This window comes from Vibrio sp. SSH13-20 (genome assembly GCF_040104475.1).
Taxonomy (GTDB): domain Bacteria; phylum Pseudomonadota; class Gammaproteobacteria; order Enterobacterales; family Vibrionaceae; genus Vibrio; species Vibrio harveyi.
Genome location: NZ_JBECOU010000001.1, coordinates 997,651 through 1,020,561, shown reverse-complemented (window position 1 = coordinate 1,020,561; position 22,911 = coordinate 997,651). Strand labels below are relative to the sequence as shown.

The window sequence follows — 22,911 nt, the reverse complement described above, 5'->3', positions numbered from 1 at the left end:
CAATGGCTTTACTATCACTTTCAGCGTTGGTCGAAAGGTTGTCTCCTGTAGCTAAAGAAACGCTTGAACAAGCGGCTGCAATGGCGAGTTCTCGTACTCATCATAGTATAGAGATGACCCACTGGTTGTTATCCATACTCCAGCATCCCGCAGAGATTTATGTTGAAGTATTTAAGAAGTTTAATGTAAACCCGAAACTGGTTGAAACACAGTTATTGTCGCAATTGGAAAAATACAAAACGGGTTGTGAATCGGTGCCGGGACTTGCAACCCACACTGTTACTGTGATGCAAAATGCAGTGATGATAGCAACAATAGAGTTTGACGCACATGAACTCAACTGTATCCATCTATTAAGTGCTTATCTATCGGATGATTCCTTAGCGAATGCGATAAATCAACCTTGTCCTGAATTAAATAAAATTGAAGTGACGACATTGCCTGCATTCAATGAATCGCAGCAGGTAGCAACTTCTGCAGCAAAACAAACTAGCACTGCCTTGGATCAATTTACTGTTGATCTTACAGCACAAGCTAAAGCAGGAAAGCTTGACCCAGTTGTTGGGCGTGATAACGAAATTCGACTCATGGTAGATATATTGCTGCGAAGACGCCAAAACAACCCAATTCTCACAGGGGAGGCGGGAGTTGGTAAAACGGCTGTAGTAGAAGGGTTAGCCCTAAAAATTGTCGAAGGTGACGTCCCTCCAGCATTGCAAGGTGTTGCTATTAAGTCGTTAGATATGGCTTTACTACAAGCCGGAGCAGGAATGAAAGGTGAGTTTGAAAACCGCCTAAAAAACGTCATAAAAGAAGTTAATCAATCTGATACACCGATTATTCTTTTTATCGATGAAGCTCATGGTCTGATTGGCGGAGGTGGTCAGGCGGGGCAAAGTGACGCTGCTAATATTTTAAAGCCAGCACTCGCAAGAGGTGAGTTAAGAACTATTGCTGCAACAACTTGGGCTGAGTACAAAAAGTACTTTGAAAAAGATGCAGCGCTGACTAGGCGTTTCCAAGTGGTCAAAGTAGATGAACCCACTCCGGAAGTTGCAGTGGATATGCTTCGCGGTTTATTGAATGTGATGTCGAACCATCATGGCGTATATATTACCAGCCAAGCATTAGAAGCCGCTGTTCAACTGTCTTCTCGATACATCAATGGTCGACAACTTCCTGACAAAGCGGTGTCAGTATTAGATACAGCGTGTTCACGCGTAGCCTTAAGTCAATCTTCAATACCCGGTGTATTGGATAACAAGAAAAAGGCAATGCAGCTAAAACAAGCAGAATTAGAACAACTGATTAAAGAGTCTCAATTTGGTCGCGACCATAGTGATGTGATAGAGAATATTCGAATCGAGATTGACCAGCTCTCTCACTCAGTACTTACTCTTGAGGCGCAATGGCAACAAGAACAACTTTGGGTTGAAGATGCAAAAGCCTTACGTAATAAAATCCTCCTATCTCCGTCAGATTCTGACAAACAAAAATTGATCGAGATTGAAGAACAACTCGGTACGAATGCTCAGCCTTTGGTGTTCTCTCATGTAGGGGATGCATTGATCGCCGAAGTAATCTCTGATTGGACTGGTATTCCGCTAGGTAAGCTGCAAGATGACGAGATTAAGGCAGTATTGAACTTAAAAGAGAGTTTAATTAAACGAGTTGTAGGGCAAAATCATGCTCTTGAAACCATGTCGGAAGTGATTAAAACGGCAAGTGCCCAACTTACAGATGAATCGAAGCCAAACGGGGTGTTTCTGCTTATTGGACCAAGCGGAGTCGGTAAAACTGAATCCGCATTAGCAATAGCGGAAAAGGTGTATGGTAGTGAAGAAAACGTTACCACGATCAACATGTCAGAGTTTAAAGAGGAACATAAAGTCTCATTACTATTAGGCTCTCCTCCTGGCTATGTCGGTTATGGTGAAGGTGGTGTGTTGACGGAGGCGGTGAGAAGGAAGCCATACAGCGTCATTCTTTTAGATGAAATGGAAAAAGCGCACCCAGGTGTCCAAGATATCTTTTATCAAGTGTTTGATAAGGGAATGATCAAAGATGGTGAAGGTAGAGACATTGACTTCAAAAATACCATTATCATTATGACGGCAAATACTGGTACAGATACAACAATGTCATTGTTTGAAGACCCTGACTTAGCTCCAGATGTTGGCGCCCTAAAAAATGCGTTGAGAGATGATTTAATTGCGGACTTTAAACCTGCTTTCTTGGGACGTGTAAATGTCCTACCTTACTTACCACTAGACGAAACAGTATTAAAAAATATTACTCACCTAAAAGTAAAAAAAATCTCAGATAGAATTAGAAAAAACTATTCCTCAGAGCTGATAGTGAGTGATCAACTAATAAATAATATTGTTGCTAGTAGTAATGAATCAGGAAGTGGAGCAAGGGTCATACAAACAACCATTGAAAATACACTGTTGCCTAAAATATCGCATGAAATCCTTACGGCGATTCTTAAAGGTAAGAATTTTAAAGAGATTAAGGTCGAGGGTGAAGTTAATTCTTTAACTGTCTCACTTTTATAACAATTATTTCAAAATGAAATTAATATGAGAGTTGCTTCGTAATAAGCATTTTACATTTAAAATAACGCTTATATTAAATCTAAATACAAGATATAAAATATCGTATTTAAAAATTGGTTTTTGATACATTAATCATTAGTTTTAATTGATGATTAAAATATAAAATTACTATGTAATATGTCATTAATAATGCTATAGGAGATTAGCATGCAGTCTAACACGTATCTTAAATATGCAGATATTAAAGGTGAGGCAACAGCCGAACAGTACAAGGATCTAATTACTCTACTATCTGTAGATTGGAGTGTTGGTCGTGAAATTTCATCGTACACTGGTACAGCGATGGACCGCGAAGCAAGTGCAACACGTCTATACGATTTGACGATCACTAAGCTTCAAGACCGTTCATCACCGGACCTATTTAAAGAAGCTACCATTGGTAAAGGTAAACCAGCGGTATTCCACATCACCAAGCAAGGTGAAAAGGTAGAAGAGATCATGAAAATCGAACTTACCGATGCAATGATTTCAAACTACTCTGTGTCAATCCAGGACGATCGTCCAATTGAAACAATCACTATTTCTTACACTGAAATGATGATGACAGTTACACCTACTGACGATAAGAACAACACATCTGCGCCATTAGTATATGGCTACAGCGGTGTTAAAGGTCAGCAAATGTAATTGTATTGCGGGAAGAGCTTTCTTCCCGCTATTTTATAAAGAAGTATCTAATGAAAAAAGCATCTCAGAAAAATAACTTTATACGAATTTCTTCACCATTTGGGAGTGATACGTTAATTCTTAATTCCTTTGAATATAAAGAGACTGTATCCCAACTTTTTTCATTGTATGCTCATGCTTATTTTAACGATCAACATGAGGAATTGAATAACATCATTGGAAAAGAGGTCTTGATCACGATGGATAATCATCCATCTGTTAGCGCTAAACCTCGTTATTTTCATGGGGTTGTATCTAGAGCCAGATTAACTGGTTCAAGGGTTACTACAGTTGAGCATGGTGAGAATTACAAAAACATAGATTTGTATATCGAGCCTAAAATTCGATTTTCTGATTACCGCACTAACTGCCGTATTTTTCAAAATAAAAGCATAGAAGAAATAATTTCATTGATTCTATCAGAACATGATGTGGAGTTCAGTTTTAAAACTCTAAGAAGTTACCCCAAGTATGCGTATAAAGTTCAATATGACGAAACTGATCTGGCATTTATAGAGCGGTTACTGTCTGAAGAGGGAGTTGCTTATTGCTTTTCGCATACAGAATCTTCCCATGTTATTGAATTTTTTGATGACGCTGATTACTACGAGTCAGGGGAAGAGTTCTTTGTTAATCATTCAACAGGTACGAGTGAAGTAAGCCACATTAGTTCATGGAATGAGACCCAAACACTGACGACTAAAAAAACATGTAAAGCAGGCTTTGATATGCTTAAGCCTTTGTCTCATCCGATGCACCAAGCGAATGGAAAGAGTGAATATTTTTCGGTACCAGTTAGTGAGCACTATGAGTATCTCGCGGAAACTGAGACTAAAGATGATTTTTCCTTACGCAACAAGCATGCAATTGAGTCGCTACAACAAGATGCTTATCAATGTAGTGGTGAAGCAAGTTGCAGAACCTTTACTGTTGGTAAATTATTTAAATTTAAAAAACATGAAGATGTAAGCCGTGTAGGTAAAGAGTTTGTCCTTTCTTCGGTTTCCATGTCTGCGTCAGTGCTCAATCAAACTGGGCAAGGTGGGACGTCAGCTCAAGGTTTTAAAATGTCTTTCCACTGCGTCGGTTCAAAAACCATGCTTCGTCCAAAAACTCATATTCGAAGACCTCAAGTTAGAGGTCTTCAAACCGCGATTGTTACTGGAAATGAGGATGGTGAGATTTACCTTGATAAGCATGGACGAATTAAAGTTCAGTTTCATTGGGATAGACAAGGTAAATATGATGCTAACAGTTCATGCTGGATTCGCGTTGCGCACGCTAGCGCGGGTAATGGCTGGGGTAGTATTTTCCACCCAAGAGTTGGTCAAGAGGTCATTGTCGATTTTGTTAATGGCGACCCGGATCAGCCTATAGTTACCGGCTCTCTTTACAATGGAACTCAAGAGACACCATACAAATTACCGGACCAAGCTTCTCAAAGTGGTTACAAATCTCGCTCTGTACAAAAAGAGGGAAATAACTACAACGAGCTTCGGTTTGAAGACAAGCCTGGAGATGAGCATGTCTACTTACACGCAGAAAAGCTGTTTCAAATGGTAGTCGAAGACTGTGCAGATATTTCTATAGAGAACAATAAAAAAGAAAAAGTCACCAATGAATTGCGCCAAGAAGTGGGTAAAAGTGCCGACCTTAAAGTAGGTGAGAATCAATCTTTAGATGTTGGTAAGGCATTATCAATTAATGCAGGAAAAAGTATTGAAATTAAGGTTGGTGGGGCGTCGATTCAAATGTCGAGTTCTGGCGAGATCAATATTAAGGGCAATAAAATCTCGATTAATGGCTCTGCCATCGCACTAAAAGCCGGGCAAATTTCCCTTAATTAAGGCGCGAAGAAATGGGAAAACCAGCAGCAATAATAGGTAGCTTTCACATATGTCCCAAAAAGACAGGGAAAATTCCTCACGTCGGAGGACCTGTCATAATGGGGTCTGCAAACGTAAAAATCACAGGCCTCCCTGCTGCACGAAAAGGCGATAAGCTAATTTGTGTTGGTCCACCGGATAGCATCTCTTCGGGTTCTTCTAGCGTGAAAATCAACGGGAAACCGGCAGCACGGCTAGGGGATTCGACATCTCACGGCGGTAAAATTTTAGTCGGCAACCCAACGGTAGTCATTGGTGGATAGATGGGGCTTATGTTTCAGCCAAGCTTGTGTTTGTTGGGAGACCAAGAATTTTCAATATCGCAGCTCACTAATCATACGTTAAAGCCGTCAGAATTCTCTGTATCGAACTTTGAAGAGGTCGACTCTCTCTCTATTATTGATACGCTTGATTCTTATTCTAACTATCTGAGCAAGCGGGATATTTCAGGTCATGTTTTCTTGTTGCTGCCAAATATCACCGATAAGAACATTCTGCGAAGAGTTATCGCTTCGTTTTTGTCGATATTTAGCAAAGTCGAGGCGGATAAAATTGCCCTTTATCCATATGGTAATGCCTCTTTTTTGATGGCTCTTAACAGTATTGAACGCTTGGTCAAAAAAAATAACTCAGTGTGGGTCGTCGCTATAAACGCAATCGATTCTGGATATGGTCTTGATTCGTTAGTTATGGCGCGTTGTTCCATGGGGCATAGAGGATTACGTCCTTACAAGGTTGCTGTTGATTTGGACTTTGAAGGGACTGATACGGCGACATCAAATATCACCAAACAATTGGGGCTTGTTTGTACTCATCTTCTAGACGAACTCGCTCTGTCTATAGAAGGAGAAGAGCCAGTATGGCTGGAGTCTATTCAGTTCTTATCTCCTTGGATAACAGCGGATACTTCCTATCAGCTAATAGATTCGATCACGGGTCCCTTAGGTCCTTGTAATGGTTTATTAAAAGCGCTCTGTGTTTACCAGCAGCAAGCAAATAGAAACATATCAAATTATTGCGGATTGCAAATTGACGTTGAACGGTATGGATATGCCGTAGGCGTTTTGTATCGCTGGGTTAATGAGTAACTTGAAGAGATGAACTTACAACGGATTGTCAAACTTAAAGCGTTAAGTGGTGCCGTATTTTGCTTTTCTCATCAACGTTTAAATGTTGGTATTGAAAAAGAATTTGGCACCGAAAACTGTGCAGCGGTTTTTATTGAGCAATTTCATTTTGCATCATTGGATGACCTAAGAGAAATCGCCTCTTGGACGAGTAAAGAAGTGTCATTTGCTCATGAGTATGAAGATAAAGGCATAGAAGAGCTCGACCAGCTACTCGCTAAAGGGTTATATGATCGTGTTTTGTTTGTATCAGAACTGCCTAAGTTACTCCCTAAAACATTCTATCCACCAACGAATATTCCACAACCTGTCGCTCTAAAGGCGTCAAAAGGTGCGAGGGTATTGTCGCGTTCTGAACGTGTTAATGCGAGCAGTTCTGTAAGTCTCTCTCCTCAAGATGAAAGCAGTAAACGTCATGTTAAAGCTGGCGATCCCGTGTCGATGGTGACAGGTGAAGAACACTTATCTTTAGTGGATGTTAGATTACCTTTTCATTTGACGTGGTTACGTACGTATCGCTCTTCTCTCTGTGATACGAGTACATCTTTAGGCTTTGGCTGGAGGCATATATTTCAATACGAGCTAATGGATGTATTAGATGAAAAGTCTAACGTGGTAGGTTGGCTTTTTATGGATGAAGTAGGAGACACGATTCAATTTCCTAGTGTGGAGATCGGCGGAATTAGTTATCAAGCTTATTCTGGTGCAAGCTGCCTGTTCCACAAAAATGGTTATCGACTCGTGTCATTGAGAAACGAAGTTCAAATTAAGTTTTATTTGAAAGACGAGTTGTGGGTCGCACGTGAAGTTCGTCTGGGTCACATGAAAACCGTGAACCTTGAATACTCTCGCAATCACAGAGTGGTTGGAGTCAGTGTCAACCAGAAACCAAAACTTGAACTTCAGTACGACGAACATGGATTGCTTGTAGAAATCAGAACCCCCAAAACAAACCACGTGTTAGCAAAATATGATTACGATGCAGGTAGTCGCTTAATCTGTGCCAAGAACGAAAACGGTCTCATAGAAAAGTATCAATACAACGACTCGAACCTACTGGTTAAGCGAACGCGAGCGACTGGCTTTTCTCATTATTTTGAATGGTTGGGTGAAGGAAAAGATGCAAAATGTGTTCGAAATTGGGGGGATGAAGGCGTCTATGACTATCGGTTTGATATCGGGTTATACGAGTCAACTTACTGGGACTCGTTAGGAAACCGATGGCAATATAAGCATGATGAAAATGGAAAATTGCTTGAATGCATAAGCCCTGAATCCAGACTTATGGCATATGAGCACGATTCTATGGGGAGGTTAGCGTGCACGACTAATCCGGATAAAAGCTACACTTTCCACTTCTACGATGAGTTTGGCTTGATGAAGCAAAAAGTGCATTCTTCAGGGGCGATCGAAGATTTTGAATACAATGAATTTGGTCAATGTATAAAGCATTGTTTTCCTGACGGTGAAGTTGAGATAAGAGAGTTTAATGCTTTAGGTCAGTTGGTCATGCACCAATACAAAAACGGGCTAAAAGAACATTCGTTGTTTGATAAACACGGTCGACAAGTAGAGCAGAACAGCGATGTTGGAACTCGTACTCAATGGTGGTGGAGTGAGGCAAACCAGCTGCTAGCAAAGAAAGTAAACCAGTGTTTGGTTCGTTATAGCTATGACGAATATGAACGTATCAATGGTATCTCTTATCCCCATGATTTGATTGCTGGTTTTGAGCGACACGAAAACAACTTACTTACCCGTTTATATTTTCAAAGTAAAAAAGATCAAACATTTCGAGAGCATCGTTACGAATATGATGATTTTGGTCGAGTTAAACAGATCTGCACGCCACGAGGTTCTATAGATATTGTTTGGGGGCATCTAGCCCAGCCAACAGCGATAGTGAAACAAGATCAGAGTGCTTTTTCTTTTTCTTATGATTCGGAAAGAAACCTGACGAGCATTGAGCGCTCGGATGGCTGCAAATATGAGTTTGAGTACACACCTGACGGTCATATAAGCCAGACAATTAACTTCGATCGAATTAAGACCAATTACACCTATGACCGAGCTGAAAGGTTAAGTCAAATATCACATTGCTCTATTCTGATCTCGTTTCAATATGATGAGCTTGGACAGGTTGCAAAAGTTAAAGCCAGTGGCAAAAATCGAAGTGTAGAGAACCATTACCAACATACTCTAGGTGGTAAATTAACTCGCGCGCACAACCGTTTCTCTAATATTTCATATACGTATTCTGGCACGAAATTGGTGAGTGAGGAGCAGGGACGCTTTTCTTTCGTCAATCAATACCAAGATAACGGTTTACTTCGTTCTCAACGCTATGACGATGGAACAGAGGTGCTATATGAGCATGACCAATTTGGCACGGTATGTGGATTAACGATTCATTCAAACGGCTCTGAGAGAGAAGATTCAATTAAGTTTGAATACGATGAATTACAACGTTTATCGATAATCACTTATAGCGCGGGAAAAGAGCTAAGAGAGTTCGATGGAATAGGTCGCTTGAAGCGCCAAATATGGACTGCTTTCGAGCGTAAGTATCATTACAACGCGCAGCATTTATTGTCTCTTATCGTTGATAGTGAAAAGGGGGCGTTGCATTACCGTTATGATGAACTTGGGCAATTAGAAAGAGTAAAAACACAGACTTTAGAAAAGTCATATTCCTTTGACAGTTTTGGTAATTTTAATGATGAAAGTGCACAGCTAGACTATGATCGGCTGGTTGAATATAACGGCGTAAGGTACGACTACGATGAGCTAGGCAATAGAATCCGCACTCAAGGCAATGGGTGGGAACAGCATTGTGCTTATGATGCAAAAGGACAGTTAATCAGTGTCGAGACTGAAGGGCGGTTGTGTCAATTTGAATATGATGCACTAGGACGCAGAACGAAGCAAATCAGCGAAAATGGAACCACCGAGTTTATTTGGCAAGGAAGTCATCTAGTCGGCGAGTATTCGCGTTCGGGTTATCGGTGGTATCTATATCAACCAAACAGCGTAGTTCCGCTTGCTCTTATTGAAAACGGCAAGTGTTATTTTTTCCAATGTAATCAAATCGGAACCCCAGAACGTTTGGTGGACTCTAAAGGGCAGGTAGTTTGGCAAGCAACATACGATACCTTTGGATTTGCTCACGTTGAAATCGAGACGGTTAAAAACAACCTTCGCTTACAGGGGCAGTACTTCGATATTGAGACTGGTCTGCATTACAATTTAGCACGCTATTATGATCCTCAAATAGGTCGATTTATCCAACCCGATCCCCTAGGGCTGCTTGGTGGAACTAACCACTATCAATTCGCGCCAAACCCTGTCTCGTGGGTTGATCCTTTGGGTTTATGTGCAAAAGAGGAGTCGCATACAGTTCTAGCGGGGCGCGACGATAATTCGCCTGAGAAGTCGGTGTACTACGCAATGGGCTCGGGGAATTATCAAGCTACAATTACTCAAGCTTCACCTAGTTACAAGCTACATGCGTATTCGTCCCCGCATCATTCAGCTTTAAGTATTAACGATGTTCATATGGCACTCGATGCCGCGGGTATGCTGCCCGGAGTCGGAATTATTCCTGACGCAGTTAATACTTTTTTGTATGGAGTAACTGGTGACTTTGTTAACGCGGGAATGTCACTTTCTGCAATGGTTCCTGTTGTCGGGCAAGGGGCTATGGCGACTAAGTATGTCAGTGAGCTCGACAAAATTGAAGGTCATGGCAATAATATCGCGGATAATGTAAGTACGCATATAGACGATTATGTGTCACGGCTTTATAGTAAAGTCACGCCTTCAAACCGACCTGCCAATCTGTTTGAAATAGAACAGACTGGGCCTCGGAACTATCGAGTCTTTGGAGGGGGGACATCAATAGACATTGATGGCTATGAAGGAACTGTAATTCTTGAAGCAAAGTTTGTTGATAAAAAGAGCAGAAGTCCTTTTATTGAAGACTCTAAGATTCCGCCATTTTTGCGTGAGAAAATTCGCAAGGAGCAAGCACATGAATTTGAACGATTGAAAGCTGTTTTAAAGGATTCTGAGGTTCCGTTTAACAAGTTGGAGGTGAGAATTAATGAGCCTCTAGCAAAGCCTTATTTTCAGTCACTAATCGAAAAATATAAAATACCAGGGCATGTTAAGGTTGTTAGGACATCAATCAAAGAGTCAGGAGGGGGATGATATGAGTAAACTATTACTATTTATTGGTGAAAATGAACAATTTGATAAAGATACCGTTGTTCAACAAATTAGAAAGATAGTAGGTGTTAGAAATGACAAAGAAGGAAATTTTATTGGCTCTGTTTTTGAGGCAGAGTACGCTGTAAATAATGAGAGTTACATTGTTCGATTGAGTGATGACCTCGAAACAATAACTGTCGATGGAATTGATGATAATAGTCTAGATTTTGTTCTTCAATTGAAAACTCTGCTCATGATACCTCTCCAAGTGGTTGACATGGATTACTCATTTCATCTGGAGTTAGCTAACGTAAACTCATTAGTTCAGCTTAAAGAAGAAATTAGGAAGGGAGTGTAATTGAATCGAGCAGTGTCTGGGCGAAAATTTTGATAATCAGGATACCACTTCTTTCGGGGAAATAATTTGTATTCTTAAAGTTGCGTCCAAAACAAACCACATGAAAAACTTACGAACTCACGATATCCGGCGGGGATCTCAGTGGCGCACAAAATCGCGCTTATCTCAGACGGATGAGCAAGCGCAACGTGCATTCGAAACTTTAGGACCAGATACCCAAATGAATGTTTCACTGGATCGCTGCCCATTACGTGGAATTAAATAAGTTGAATGACGAATATTTTGAAATGTTTATAGAAGAGTTTGGCGAGCCGACCGAACATATTCAGGCGACTGACCAACAAGTTGAAGCATATCGAGGCATACTTCCAGATCAGCTACTTAAATACTGGCAAATGGTCGGTTTCTCTGGCTTTAACGATGGTCTATTCTGGATCACCAATCCCGCAGAATTTGAAGATGTGCTTGAATCTTTTCTCGACGATACAGAGTTCGCACACTATGACAACTACCATGTGATCGCTCGAAGCGCCTATGGTCAACTCTATTTGTGGGGAGAGCGAACAGGTGCGTCACTCGATATAGCGACACACTTAAATTGGATAATGACAAATCAAGGACACGCAAAAGACATTTCTAAAGGCGATGCTAATATTGCAATTCAAAGCTTTTTCGGTTTTCAAGATAAAGAATATATAGACGTAGAAGTTAGTTCAAAACCTCTCTTTCCGTCTGCGATTAAAAAACATGGTCCAGTGGGTAAAGAAGAAGTGATGATGTTTACCCCTTACCTATTTATGGGGGGCAAGAAGTCCGCAGATGCTATGACCAAAGAAGATCTACATGTATTTTTACAGGTTATGGCGGATTTAGGGGGAGCCGAAATTATCGATATGGCGTCAATGGTCGGCAATGTCCTTAAAAGTCACAGAGATTAACCCGTCCTGCATAGCAAAACTCAAGCTCACGCTTTGTGGGCTCTTTTGTTTACCTAGTATCGATCTAGATAGATATCTTTTAAACAATCAGTTTGGCTGAATAGTGATCACACACAAGGCGAGAGTTCTTAGCTTAAACCCAGATATTGAAGAAGAAGTTACGCTTGAAGTTAATGGTGTCGAATTAACCTGTTTTGCCGGGGTGTGCCCCTATGAATTGTATATTGGGCAAGAATATCCTGTTGCATTTGAAATGTTGGACTTTGAATTAACAGAGCAGGAAAGTGCAGACGAAACTAGTATGACAAGGGTCGATAGTACCTATGCTTATAAGCTATTAGGTAGACTAAGCGGTGGGACCATAGACGCTGGACTTAAGATTTGTGATGGTTTTTTAGAGTCTGATTATGCATATTTGGATGGTCAGTTTATTTGTCTCTGTGTTGAGCGGTTGGATGTAGAATTTTTAGATAGGTAAACCGAGTTCTTAGGGCATGTCTTTTCCCCCTAAATAATGAGCGGGTTTGTGCAAATAAATTAGGCAAAGGATATAAACGCAAATGAATAATGAAAACTCTACACTAGTTCGCTTTGTTATGAATGCTGATAAATTGAAAAAAGTACCTCATCAATCCTATAGCCTAGATGGACTAAAAAATGGTGAGTGTTTGTGTGTGGTCAATCGAGATGATTCTTGGCAAGTTGTATACAACAGTCAAGGAAGAATTACGTCTGTAACTGAATGTCAAAATGAAGAAGATGCGTATGAGGAACTATATCGCCAAATCTCAGATGCTTATGGTTGGTAGATTTGAAGAACGCACAATTAGCTCGTTTATACTTTAACTTCAGCATACGCCACAAACCACATGAAAAGCTTACGAACTCACGATATCCTAGTGGGATAATAAGATAGCGCCATATTGATGGCAGAAAGTGAATTCGAATGAAGTTTATCCATACCTCAGATTGGCACCTCGGTCGACAGTTTCATAACGTCTCTTTACTTGACGATCAGCAAGCGGTTCTTGACCAGTTAATCCATTACATTGAAAACAACCCTGTTGATGCGGTTGTTGTTGCTGGTGATATTTATGACCGTTCTGTCCCACCAACTATCGCAATTGAACTACTTAACAAAGTGGTGAAGCGAATCTGTGGGGAGCTAAATACGCCGATGATTCTGATTTCTGGCAACCATGATGGTGCTGAGCGCTTGGGTTTTGGTTCAGAACAGATGAAAAATGCGGGTCTTCACATTATCAGTAATTTCGAAGACATGCTTACCCCTGTTGTTATTGAAACCGAAAGCGCAGGGCAAGTTGCTTTTTATGGCATGCCTTATAACGACCCTGAGCAAGTCCGTTTTACCTACCAAGAACCCGTTTCGACCCACGACCAAGCGCACAAGCTACTTGCTGAGAAAATCGCTGAACAGTTCCAACCAGAGCAACGCAACGTGTTGGTCAGCCACTGCTTTGTCGATGGTGCCATTGAGTCTGAATCTGAGCGTCCACTTTCGATTGGTGGCTCCGACCGCGTCAGTCACGAGCATTTCCTCAACTTTGACTATGTAGCGTTGGGGCATCTGCATCAGCCACAGAAAAAAGGCGAAGAGTACATTCGTTATTCTGGTTCACTGATGAAATACAGCTTTGGTGAACAAAACCAGAAGAAAGGTTTCACGCTTGTGGAAATTGACCAAAACGGGTTTGTCTCGGGAGAGCACATTAACCTTGCTGCACCTCATGAGATGCGAATCGTTGAAGGTGAACTTGAACAAGTAATAGAGCAGGGCAAAACCGATCCGAAAAACGAAGACTACTTGTTGGTACGTTTGATGGATAAGCACGCAATCTTAAACCCAATGGAAAAGCTACGTACTGTTTACCCGAATGTTTTGCACCTAGAAAAACCGGGCATGTTAATTGGTGTCGAGCAGGAGATGGCGCAAGCAAAGTTGGCGAGAAGTGAGATAGACATGTTCCGAGACTTCTTTTCGGAAGCGCAAGACAGTCAATTATCGCAAGAACAAGATCAAGCGATCAGTGACATCATCAAACAACTTTCTCAGCAAGCTCAGTAAGGACCAAACATGAAACCCATTAAACTGACAATGCAGGCTTTTGGTCCGTTTGCTCAAACAGAAACGATTGAGTTCGACAAACTGGGAACTAACCCTTTGTTTCTCATCAACGGTCCTACTGGTTCGGGTAAAACCTCGATCCTCGATGCGATTTGTTTTGCTCTATATGGTGAAACGACGGGTAATGAGCGCCAAGGTATTCAAATGCGTTGCGATATGGCAGCACCAACGTTGCTGACTGAAGTGACACTAGAGTTCTCGTTGCACGGTAAGTCTTATCGAGTAATTCGCTCACCAGAACAAGAAGCACCAAAGGCGCGTGGTGAGGGCATGACGGTGCGTAAGCATACCGCAGCTTTGTATGAGATTACGGACGAAGAAAAGCTCATCACCAGCAAAACAACTCAAGTAAAGACAGAAGTGACCAATATCATTGGCTTGAACGAAACTCAGTTCCGCCAAGTGATGGTGTTGCCACAAGGTAAGTTTCGAGAGTTGTTACTTGCGACATCCAAAGAGCGGGAAGAGATATTTGGTCAGCTATTCCAAACTGATATCTACAAGAAGATTGAATATGCGCTGAAAGATAAAGCGAGTGCCATTAGCAAAGCCAAAGACGAGTTTGATAACCAAATTCGAGGCGCACTGCAGGTTGCTGGTGTTTCTTCTGAAGTGGAGTTAACAGAGCAGCGTGAAGCCTTATCTGTTCAATTTGAATCTGTACAAAAGCAAGAGCAAGAATCTCTGGCTCAATTAAATACGGTAAAAACGGAACTGCAAAAAGCAGAAGCGCTGAGCAATGAGTTTAAAAAGCGCGAGCAAGCCGAAATTGCATTGAAGCAACATCTGGAACAGAGCGATGCTGTCTCATCACGTCAATTGCAGTTAGACAATGCGAAGAAGGCAAGCAAGGTTGAGTTGCCTTATGTCACGTTACAAAACGCCTCAAAGCAATCGCAAGAACTTGAGCAAAAGGTGGCTAAGCTATCTCAAGATCTTACTGTGGCAAATGACGCGGTAAAATCCAAAGAAGGCGTATTGCAAACCGCGAAAGAACAAGCTGCACAATTGCCAAAACTGACAGAGCAGCAATACCAACTTGAAGGCATGAAAGGAAAGTTGGTTGAAAAGTCTGAGCTAGAGAAAGCCATTAACGCAGGTTTGACGCAAAAATCCGAGTTTGAGGTAACGCTTAAGAAATATATCGCTCTGAAAGAGAAGTTAACGCTAGAGGCACAACAAGGTCAGAAGTCACTGGATCAAGCTCGAATCGATGTTGCAAGTATTGGCAGTGTAGATGCTGAGATAAAACAGCAACAACGTTTAATGCAAGATCTACAGAAGCTCACTGGCTTAAACCAAGAGCTAGTTAAATTGGATGCATTGACGCCTAGCAAACAAGCTTCGGTTGACCAAGCAAAAGCGCGATACGCAGAACTTCAACGCTCAGCAGATACACTTGAATTGAGCTGGCACAATGCTCAAGCCGCAGTATTGGCTCAGCGCTTACAAGCCGGTGAAATGTGTCCGGTGTGCGGTAGTGTAGAACACCCTCAACCCGCTCAATTTGTTGGTGAAGAGGTAACAAAAGAGCAAGTTCAGCGTGCTCGAAATACGGAGCGAGAAGGGCAAGTTGCGCTTAACCAATTGAGCAATCAATTGGAGCAGCACAATATCGCAGTCGGACAATACAAGCAGCAGATTGAGCAACTATCCGTTGAGCTTGGCCAAACCGCATCAATGGATTTAAGCGCGTTACAAGCGTCTATGCAGCAGCTCAATGAACGTTTACAGCAATTGTCATCGATTAACTTGGTTCAGCTGGAACAAAGCGTCAATGAGCTAAACCAGCGTTGTGTTACTGGGGAAGGTAAGATCAATGATCTGCAAAACCAGATGGCAGCGAATGAATCGACGATAAAAGTGAACCGAGAGCAACTGGCTAAACTGTCTGCTTCGTTAGATGCCAAGTACTCATCTCTTGAAGTTCTTGAGCAAGACATTGTTGCGATTCAAAAACAGATTGCGGAGTTAAATTCCGCTTTAGAAAATGCACAAAATCATTTGCAACAAGCCGTGCTTGCGAAGACCAATATTGAAAGCCAACTGACAACCAATCAACAGTGGTTGAATGAAGCACTAGAGCGTTTTAGCACAGCAAAAGCTGATTGGGAGCAAGCGTTGCAGGCTAGTGCATTCGAGGACGAAGCGCAATTCTTAGCATGTAAAGTGGATGAAGCCGAGATGCAGGTTTGGCAGCAAGAAATTGATGCGTTCAAACAAACTCAAATCAAGCTAGAACAAACATTGGCAGATTTAAGTTCAACATTGAAAGACTTGGCGTTGCCAGATTTAGAAGGGCTTAACGTTAAGCTAAACAGCAATCAGCAAAGTTACGTTGAAGCGCGTAATCAGCTTGATAGCACGCGCTCTTTGTTTGAACGTCTAGAGAAAGTCCGTAATGACATCGCGACGTTACATGACAAGAACACTAAGTTAGAAGACGAATATAAAGTGTTTGGCACCTTGTATGACGTTGCAAGCGGTAAAACGGGTAGCCGCATCAGTCTGCACCGATTTGTCCTTGGTGTGTTATTAGACGATGTATTGATTCAAGCGTCACAGCGTTTAAGTCTGATGAGTAAAGGTCGTTATATCTTGGCTCGTAAAACTGAAGGCTTTAAAGGTGCGGCAGGACGAGGCTTGGATTTGGTAGTAGAGGACAGCTACACAGGTAAAACGCGTGATGTTGCGACGTTATCGGGTGGTGAATCTTTCATGGCAGCGTTGGCATTAGCGCTCGGTCTATCTGATGTTGTGCAGTCTTACAGTGGCGGTATTCGCTTGGATACGCTGTTTATTGATGAAGGTTTTGGCAGCTTAGATCCGGAATCTTTGGATCTTGCGATTCAAACCTTGGTCGACTTACAACAAACGGGTCGCATGATTGGCGTGATTTCTCACGTTTCCGAGCTGAAAGAGCAAATGGCGCAACGCATTGATGTCGAACCGTCGCGACTTGGTTCTACAGTTTCTGTGAAGTCTCAGATGGCATTTGATTCTTAATCAGTACTGGAAAATATGAATAAACAAAAAGCCCCACTAAATTACGGTGTAAAATAGCGGGGCTTTTTGGTTCTCAGTTTCGAAGCATTTATTGTTCGCAGAAGCGACCTTCTTTCGGTGATTGCGTAATCGCATATTCACCATCAAGGTTGCGATAAACAACCGTGTTCCAAACTGATCCGTCATTCAATTCAAACTCTATCGCGTAGTTCACACCACTCACAATTTGTGCATGAACGGACAAGATCTGTTTAAACGAAGCGAGAGTTTCCATTTTGTTTAGGACAAAGGCCATTGCCTTTTGAGCGTCTGGGGTAGCATCGAATTCGTTCCACCCACCTGGCATATTTCCTTGTGTATTACATACATCTGCCGAGGTTGTTGACTGTGTCGCTTCATCTTGAGTTTTTTGCTGACATCCGACAAGCAAAACCAAGATTGCGCAAGCTAACACTGTTTTTAATTTCATAAAAATAACCTCTATTTATGTAAGCCCGCATTATATAAGTTGGCGTTCCAGCCCAATGTCTACGTTGTGCAAACTTTTTATATGAACAGGGTTAAATCCTGATTAAATCGTTGCGAGCGAGCTCCAAAAAATAGATTTTGGTTAACTTTTTGCCTAATTTTGCTAGTAAGTCACGCTTAAGAGCGAACGCTAATTTTCTATTCATTTCGCGTCGTGAATTAAGATCACAATTATAAAATAGACTTGGAAAACATAACTTTGCACGTGTATCTGTTTTCGCAATACAGCCATATAATCCAATAAAAATTCATTAGGCACTAATATAAAGTGCTGAATGATTGTTGTGATGAAGCAAAATGGATGAGAGGTAACACGATGAAGCAAAAAGCGCTATATCTAGCAGTAGCATTGGGTTTGAGTGGTCTTTCAAACGTAGCATCCGCTAATGAAATGGTGAATCCAGATGGCGGTGTTGTAGTCGGTTATTGGCATAACTGGTGCGATGGGGCTGGTTACAAGGGCGGTAATGCGCCGTGTGTGACGCTGGATGAAGTTGACCCAATGTACAATGTGGTTAACGTCTCCTTCATGAAGGTGTTCAATACCAGCGAAGGCCGCATTCCAACCTTTAAGCTCGATCCAAATATTGGTCTTTCAGAACAACAATTTATTGATCAAATTAGCGCACTAAACCAACAAGGACGCGCCGTTCTTATTGCGCTTGGTGGTGCAGATGCGCACGTCGAGCTGAAAACTGGCGATGAGCAAGCATTCGCACAAGAGATCATCCGCCTTACTGATAAGTTCGGCTTTGATGGTCTGGATATCGATTTAGAGCAATCTGCAGTAACCGCGTCAGACAACCAAACAGTAATCCCAGCTGCACTTCGCCTTGTAAAAGAACACTATCAACAGCAGGGCAAAAACTTCCTAATTACGATGGCGCCTGAGTTTCCATACTTAACAGAAGGTGGCAAATACGTTCCTTATATTACTGGATTAGAAGGGTACTACGATTGGATCAACCCTCAATTTTACAACCAAGGTGGTGATGGTATTTGGGTTGAAGGTGTGGGTTGGATTGCACAAAACAATGATGCGCTAAAACAAGAATTCATTTACTACATTTCAGACTCTCTATCGAACGGTACACGTGGTTTCCATAAAATTCCGCATGACAAATTGGTGTTTGGTATTCCATCTAACATTGATGCAGCAGCAACGGGCTTTGTACAAGACCCTCACGATCTTTACGACGCGTTTGACCAACTTAAAGCGCAAGGGCAGGCACTTCGTGGCGTAATGACATGGTCAGTTAACTGGGATATGGGCACCAACAAGAATGGTCAGGCGTACGGTGAAAAATTTGTGAAGGATTACGGTCCGTTTATCCACGGTCAGACTCCACCACCGCCAAGTGAAGGCGAACCGGTGTTTAGCGGCATCAACGATGTTCGAGTGCATCACGGTAGTGCATTTGATCCGTATGCAGGTGTTACCGCATCTGATAAAGAAGATGGAGACCTAACTAACAGCATTACTGTCGAAGGTTCAGTTGATGTGAACACCGTTGGCACTTATGTTTTGGTTTACAGTGTAAAAGACAGCGACAACAATGAAACCAAGCAAAGCAGAACGGTTGTTGTTTACAGTCTTGTGCCTGAGTTTGAAGGTGTCGCGGATACAACTATCCAGCTTGGTGATGCATTTGACCCAATGGCAGGTGTAAAAGCCACGGATGCAGAAGACGGTGATTTGACTGATCAAGTTCGTGTAGAGGGCCGTGTAGATGTGAACGTTCTAGGCGTCTACAACTTGGTTTACCGCGTAACGGACAGTGCTAATCAAACTACGACAGCTCAACGCTCTGTGATTGTTTCTGATGGCAGCAGTTACCCTCCGTATGAATCTGGAAAAGCGTATGAAGCAGGTGACATTGTCACAGGTTCAGATGGCAACTTGTATCAATGTAAACCATGGCCATACACGGGGTGGTGTTCAAATCCTTCTTATGCGCCAGGTGAAACCGTTTATTGGTCAGACGCATGGGATAAGTTGTAATTAGTTCATTTGCAAGCCTCCTTCACTGGAGGCTTTTTTATGCGCGTAACTTCACGTCTTATTGAACCTACACTAGAACTTTAAAGCGTAATCATTAATATCCCGCCTCCGCATTTTCCAGACTTACCTATAGTTGGAATGCGTCGCTCTTTGTCAATTTGGTACGGTCACCTAGGAGGATTTAATGAAAAGGATCAATGTAGTAGGCAGCAGTGCAAGCGGTAAATCGACGTTTTCAAAGCAACTCGCAATGAAATTAGGTGTCACGTACATAGAAATGGACAGGTTGTTCTGGCTTCCCGATTGGAAAGAACTCGATGATGAGACGTTCTTCGATAAAGTCGTGGACGTAACTCAACAAGACGCTTGGGTACTCGACGGGAATTACAGCCGAACACAACCATACAAATGGCAAAGAGTCGATACCATCATCTGGCTCGATTATTCACGTTCTATCACCACTTATCGTTCCATAACTCGTGCTATTAAAAGGGCATGGACTCAAGAAGAGTTTTGGGAAGGAACTGGCAATAGAGAAAGCTTTAGAAAAGCGTTTTTGAGTACAGACTCGATTATTTGGTGGTCGGTTAAGAATTACCGAAAGAATCGGAAGCGTTATTTAAAATTGAAAGATGACTTAAAAGGTTCGCCTATCGAGTTCATCCACATCACTTCACCAAAAATGGCACAAGATTTTCTTGGTTCTCAAGATTTTATAAATAGATAAGTAACTTATTTAAGTGACTTTTTGGCAACGGCTCGCAGCTGTGTAAATCCTGACATTCCGCCTCCGTTAGATGATGAATACTAGGGTCTGTTGACCTTTCGCTGCAAAAATCAGCTCGAGAGATTAACAGACCCCAATAACGTTCCCGTCGTATTCATTGTGGAGGTATTATGATCGGCTACGAAGAAATGGCGATATCCGGCTACCTAGGTTGGTTACTCGCTGTTTTGTTGGTTTACCCCTTTGCCTATGTTGGTATCCATATCGGTGTATTCGATATAAAAATCCGTACCAAAGTCAGTCGTTATTTCAATCGCTTTATATTAGCTTTAATTGCATTTTTACTGATTATGCATCTACAAACCGAAGTGGTTTACGGCAAGTACTTTCTTGGTCTTTGGGAAGCACAACAGTAACTCTGATCGCATTAATTCCCATCGCCTTGTGCTAAGTTGTCGAAATTGAACTAAAAATCGACAACTTAGCATGAAGCCATACGACCTATATTTTCTTCATACTTCACCCGTACACATTCCACCTTTCTCCGAACTGATGACAGAGCTCGCACCTGATTTAAAAGTCGCACACTTTGCCGATGCTGGCTTGTTAGAGCGTCTGGTTGCTGGAGAGGACGAATCTAAGGTGGAACAATCCGTACAAGGCAAAGTACGCGAGCTTTCTGAACAAGCAAGCTTGGTGGTTTGTACTTGCTCCTCAATTGGTCGCTTTGCTGAGTCGCTTACAGAGCAGGGCGTTAACGTTCAGCGTATCGACCGCGCGATGGGTGACCAAGCTGTCACTCATGAGCGAGTGTTGTTACTCGCGGCATTATCGACAACCATTGAACCTAGCTTGGCGTTACTTGAGACGAGTGAGGGCAATTGTATCCGTCAGTTAGATACGTTTGTGGTTGAAGGTGCTTGGGAGCGTTTTCTCGACCAAGATAACCAAGGCTATTACGACAAGATAAAAGCGGTAATAGAGCAAAAGGCTCGTGATTATGACGTAATCGTACTGGCACAAGCTTCGATGTCAGGTGCTGCATCATTAGTTGATGTCGACATTCCAGTATTAAGCAGCCCACGTTTAGGCGTAAAAAGGGCAATTGAAACCTTAAGGACATTCCATGCAAATAACTAGTTGGATTCAGCTTTGCCTGCGCGAGCTTGAAGGGGCGCCCATAAAAGAACATTCCGATATCGAAGCGTCGTTTGCGGAGTCTGAACGTTTCTCGAAATGGAAGGCAAGCAAAAGAGAAATACGCTTCGAAGAAGTCAGTGATCGTTGCTGGATCAAGAGTTGCACGGGAGGCTACATCACAGAGGTACATTTGCATGCAGATGGTTCACTTGATGAATACACCTTGTTTGGACGCCTTCACACCAAAGGGCATTGGGAGCTAGAGGCTGGCGTACTTCATATCACGATCTACAAAGGTGAAAATACTTACGAACTTTCTGTTGTGGGAAACCGTGAACCTTCCATCCACTCTGCGATTGAATACAAAAATGGAGAAGTGCACTCCTATCTAAAACTGACTCCAATTTCTCAATAGCAATTTAACAAGGACGATCACCACAATATGGACATTGTATTTGTAAGGCATGGCGTGCCAGATTTTACGTTATCGGATGAGCGGCAGATGACTCAACTTGAGAAGGATTATGCGCCGCTTTGTCGAGAGCATTTGCCCGTGCTGCAAGAAAAACTCAATCATCCAGTCTTCAATGATGCTGAAATCATCATCAGCTCTCCTTACACAAGAACACTTCAAACTGCAGAAATTCTCAATCGTCATCGCGGTTTGCCTTTGTTTGTTGAGCATGACTTGAGAGAGTGGCGTGCTGACAAAGAAGGCGGCTACATTACCTTGAATGAGAGAGACCGACGCTGGCAGGAATACCGAGAGTTGTTAAAAGCGGGTATTCCAATGACCGACAGTCGCTACGAACATGTTGATGAGCTAAAAGCACGGGCAGAGTTGGTGCTGGATCGTTACCGCCAATATCAAAAGGTTGTTGTCGTGAGCCACTTTAATGTGTTTGAAGCACTACAAGGTTTCCAAGACGTAGGACTGTCCTGTGGAGAATTTCGATACATTAATTTCTGATCGAATTTTTATCTTCTATAGTAAAATCAGTCACTAACTTAATTTCAGGTTGCAGTATGAAATCTCTTAAAACACTTTTACTTTTGTCCCTTGCAACGTTGTTTGGCTGTACGTCTAAACCCGACGGCGTGGAGCCGGTCAATAACTTTGAACTTCAGCCATATCTAGGCAAGTGGTATGAAATTGCGCGTCTTGATCACTCTTTTGAGCGCGGTTTATCGAATGTGACGGCTGAATACGAGTTACGTGAGGATGGTGGCGTAACGGTTATCAACCGAGGCTATTCAGAAGAAGATAAAGAATGGACGCAAGCTGATGGCAAAGCGTATTTCGTTGATGGTGAAAATACAGGGCATCTAAAAGTGTCTTTCTTCGGTCCGTTTTATTCGTCTTACATCGTATTTGAGCTAGGTGAGAACTACGACTACGCGTTTATCTCTGGTTTCAATCACGACTACCTATGGCTACTGTCACGCACACCAACTGTCGATAAAGCAACCATCGAGCGTTTTAAACAAGTAGCAAAAGAGAAAGGCTTTGCGTTGGACGAGTTAATTCTCGTAGACCAAACCAAATAACAAGCGAAATGA

20 protein-coding genes are annotated in these 22,911 nt (G+C 42.2%); 19 read left to right on the top strand and 1 reads right to left on the bottom strand.

The window, feature by feature from the left end; genetic code table 11:
* The first annotated feature begins 2 nt into the window (after positions 1 to 2).
* The 12 genes from tssH to ABMY42_RS04480 all read left to right on the top strand — a co-directional run bounded on the left by tssH (position 3) and on the right by ABMY42_RS04480 (position 16,954).
* Positions 3 to 2,558, top strand: a complete 2,556-nt coding sequence (tssH, locus tag ABMY42_RS04535) for a type VI secretion system ATPase TssH (protein WP_272759879.1) — start codon at positions 3 to 5, stop codon at positions 2,556 to 2,558.
* Between the two features lie 207 nt (positions 2,559 to 2,765).
* On the top strand, positions 2,766 to 3,245 hold the full coding sequence (locus tag ABMY42_RS04530; protein ID WP_005447029.1) for a type VI secretion system tube protein Hcp: 480 nt from the start codon (positions 2,766 to 2,768) through the stop codon (positions 3,243 to 3,245).
* Positions 3,246 to 3,295: 50 nt separating this feature from the next.
* Positions 3,296 to 5,131, top strand: coding sequence for a type VI secretion system tip protein TssI/VgrG (gene tssI, locus ABMY42_RS04525; RefSeq protein WP_038899506.1), 1,836 nt, complete (start codon positions 3,296 to 3,298; stop codon positions 5,129 to 5,131).
* Between the two features lie 11 nt (positions 5,132 to 5,142).
* On the top strand, positions 5,143 to 5,433 hold the full coding sequence (locus ABMY42_RS04520; protein WP_038899507.1) for a PAAR domain-containing protein: 291 nt from the start codon (positions 5,143 to 5,145) through the stop codon (positions 5,431 to 5,433).
* Between the two features lie 9 nt (positions 5,434 to 5,442).
* The gene (locus ABMY42_RS04515) at positions 5,443 to 6,258 is read left to right on the top strand and encodes an NAD/NADP transhydrogenase beta subunit (RefSeq protein ID WP_227740480.1); all 816 of its coding nucleotides are present in this window, start codon (positions 5,443 to 5,445) and stop codon (positions 6,256 to 6,258) included.
* A 9-nt stretch (positions 6,259 to 6,267) separates the two neighbouring features.
* Positions 6,268 to 10,506 carry an RHS repeat-associated core domain-containing protein gene (locus ABMY42_RS04510; RefSeq protein WP_349266040.1) on the top strand — a complete coding sequence of 1,413 codons (4,239 nt, stop codon included), beginning with the start codon at positions 6,268 to 6,270 and terminating at the stop codon, positions 10,504 to 10,506.
* A 1-nt stretch (position 10,507) separates the two neighbouring features.
* Complete coding sequence (locus ABMY42_RS04505; protein ID WP_005447021.1) at positions 10,508 to 10,864, top strand: hypothetical protein; 357 nt, start codon at positions 10,508 to 10,510, stop codon at positions 10,862 to 10,864.
* Between the two features lie 224 nt (positions 10,865 to 11,088).
* Positions 11,089 to 11,802 carry a GAD-like domain-containing protein gene (locus tag ABMY42_RS04500; protein WP_349266039.1) on the top strand — a complete coding sequence of 238 codons (714 nt, stop codon included), beginning with the start codon at positions 11,089 to 11,091 and terminating at the stop codon, positions 11,800 to 11,802.
* A 103-nt stretch (positions 11,803 to 11,905) separates the two neighbouring features.
* Positions 11,906 to 12,280, top strand: a complete 375-nt coding sequence (locus tag ABMY42_RS04495; protein ID WP_005447018.1) for a hypothetical protein — start codon at positions 11,906 to 11,908, stop codon at positions 12,278 to 12,280.
* 82 nt (positions 12,281 to 12,362) lie between these two features.
* The gene (locus ABMY42_RS04490; RefSeq protein WP_005447016.1) at positions 12,363 to 12,611 is read left to right on the top strand and encodes a hypothetical protein; all 249 of its coding nucleotides are present in this window, start codon (positions 12,363 to 12,365) and stop codon (positions 12,609 to 12,611) included.
* Positions 12,612 to 12,748: 137 nt separating this feature from the next.
* Positions 12,749 to 13,888: an exonuclease SbcCD subunit D gene (locus ABMY42_RS04485; RefSeq protein WP_277204082.1), complete on the top strand. Its 1,140-nt coding sequence runs from the start codon at positions 12,749 to 12,751 to the stop codon at positions 13,886 to 13,888.
* Between the two features lie 9 nt (positions 13,889 to 13,897).
* Positions 13,898 to 16,954, top strand: a complete 3,057-nt coding sequence (locus ABMY42_RS04480) for an SMC family ATPase (RefSeq protein WP_349266038.1) — start codon at positions 13,898 to 13,900, stop codon at positions 16,952 to 16,954.
* An 88-nt stretch (positions 16,955 to 17,042) separates the two neighbouring features.
* Here ABMY42_RS04480 and ABMY42_RS04475 read toward each other — a convergent pair whose 3' ends face one another.
* A complete protein-coding gene (locus tag ABMY42_RS04475; RefSeq protein WP_349266037.1) occupies positions 17,043 to 17,423 on the bottom strand; it encodes a cystatin domain-containing protein in 381 nt (126 codons plus the stop codon).
* Positions 17,424 to 17,798: 375 nt separating this feature from the next.
* Here ABMY42_RS04475 and ABMY42_RS04470 point away from each other — a divergent pair, with 375 nt between their 5' ends.
* The 7 genes from ABMY42_RS04470 (at position 17,799) to ABMY42_RS04440 (ending at position 22,899) form a co-directional block, all read left to right on the top strand.
* Positions 17,799 to 19,484: an immunoglobulin-like domain-containing protein gene (locus tag ABMY42_RS04470; RefSeq protein ID WP_349266036.1), complete on the top strand. Its 1,686-nt coding sequence runs from the start codon at positions 17,799 to 17,801 to the stop codon at positions 19,482 to 19,484.
* 184 nt (positions 19,485 to 19,668) lie between these two features.
* A complete protein-coding gene (locus tag ABMY42_RS04465; RefSeq protein ID WP_005446996.1) occupies positions 19,669 to 20,211 on the top strand; it encodes a hypothetical protein in 543 nt (180 codons plus the stop codon).
* Positions 20,212 to 20,381: 170 nt separating this feature from the next.
* Positions 20,382 to 20,627 carry a hypothetical protein gene (locus tag ABMY42_RS04460; protein WP_005446994.1) on the top strand — a complete coding sequence of 82 codons (246 nt, stop codon included), beginning with the start codon at positions 20,382 to 20,384 and terminating at the stop codon, positions 20,625 to 20,627.
* A gap of 70 nt (positions 20,628 to 20,697) precedes the next feature.
* Positions 20,698 to 21,351 carry an aspartate/glutamate racemase family protein gene (locus ABMY42_RS04455; RefSeq protein ID WP_349266035.1) on the top strand — a complete coding sequence of 218 codons (654 nt, stop codon included), beginning with the start codon at positions 20,698 to 20,700 and terminating at the stop codon, positions 21,349 to 21,351.
* On the top strand, positions 21,338 to 21,766 hold the full coding sequence (locus ABMY42_RS04450) for a hypothetical protein (RefSeq protein WP_272759871.1): 429 nt from the start codon (positions 21,338 to 21,340) through the stop codon (positions 21,764 to 21,766). The genes ABMY42_RS04455 and ABMY42_RS04450 overlap by 14 nt, the downstream gene beginning before the upstream one ends.
* A gap of 27 nt (positions 21,767 to 21,793) precedes the next feature.
* Complete coding sequence (locus ABMY42_RS04445; RefSeq protein WP_038899516.1) at positions 21,794 to 22,321, top strand: histidine phosphatase family protein; 528 nt, start codon at positions 21,794 to 21,796, stop codon at positions 22,319 to 22,321.
* A gap of 56 nt (positions 22,322 to 22,377) precedes the next feature.
* On the top strand, positions 22,378 to 22,899 hold the full coding sequence (locus tag ABMY42_RS04440; RefSeq protein ID WP_331455361.1) for a lipocalin family protein: 522 nt from the start codon (positions 22,378 to 22,380) through the stop codon (positions 22,897 to 22,899).
* Positions 22,900 to 22,911: the final 12 nt, after the last annotated feature.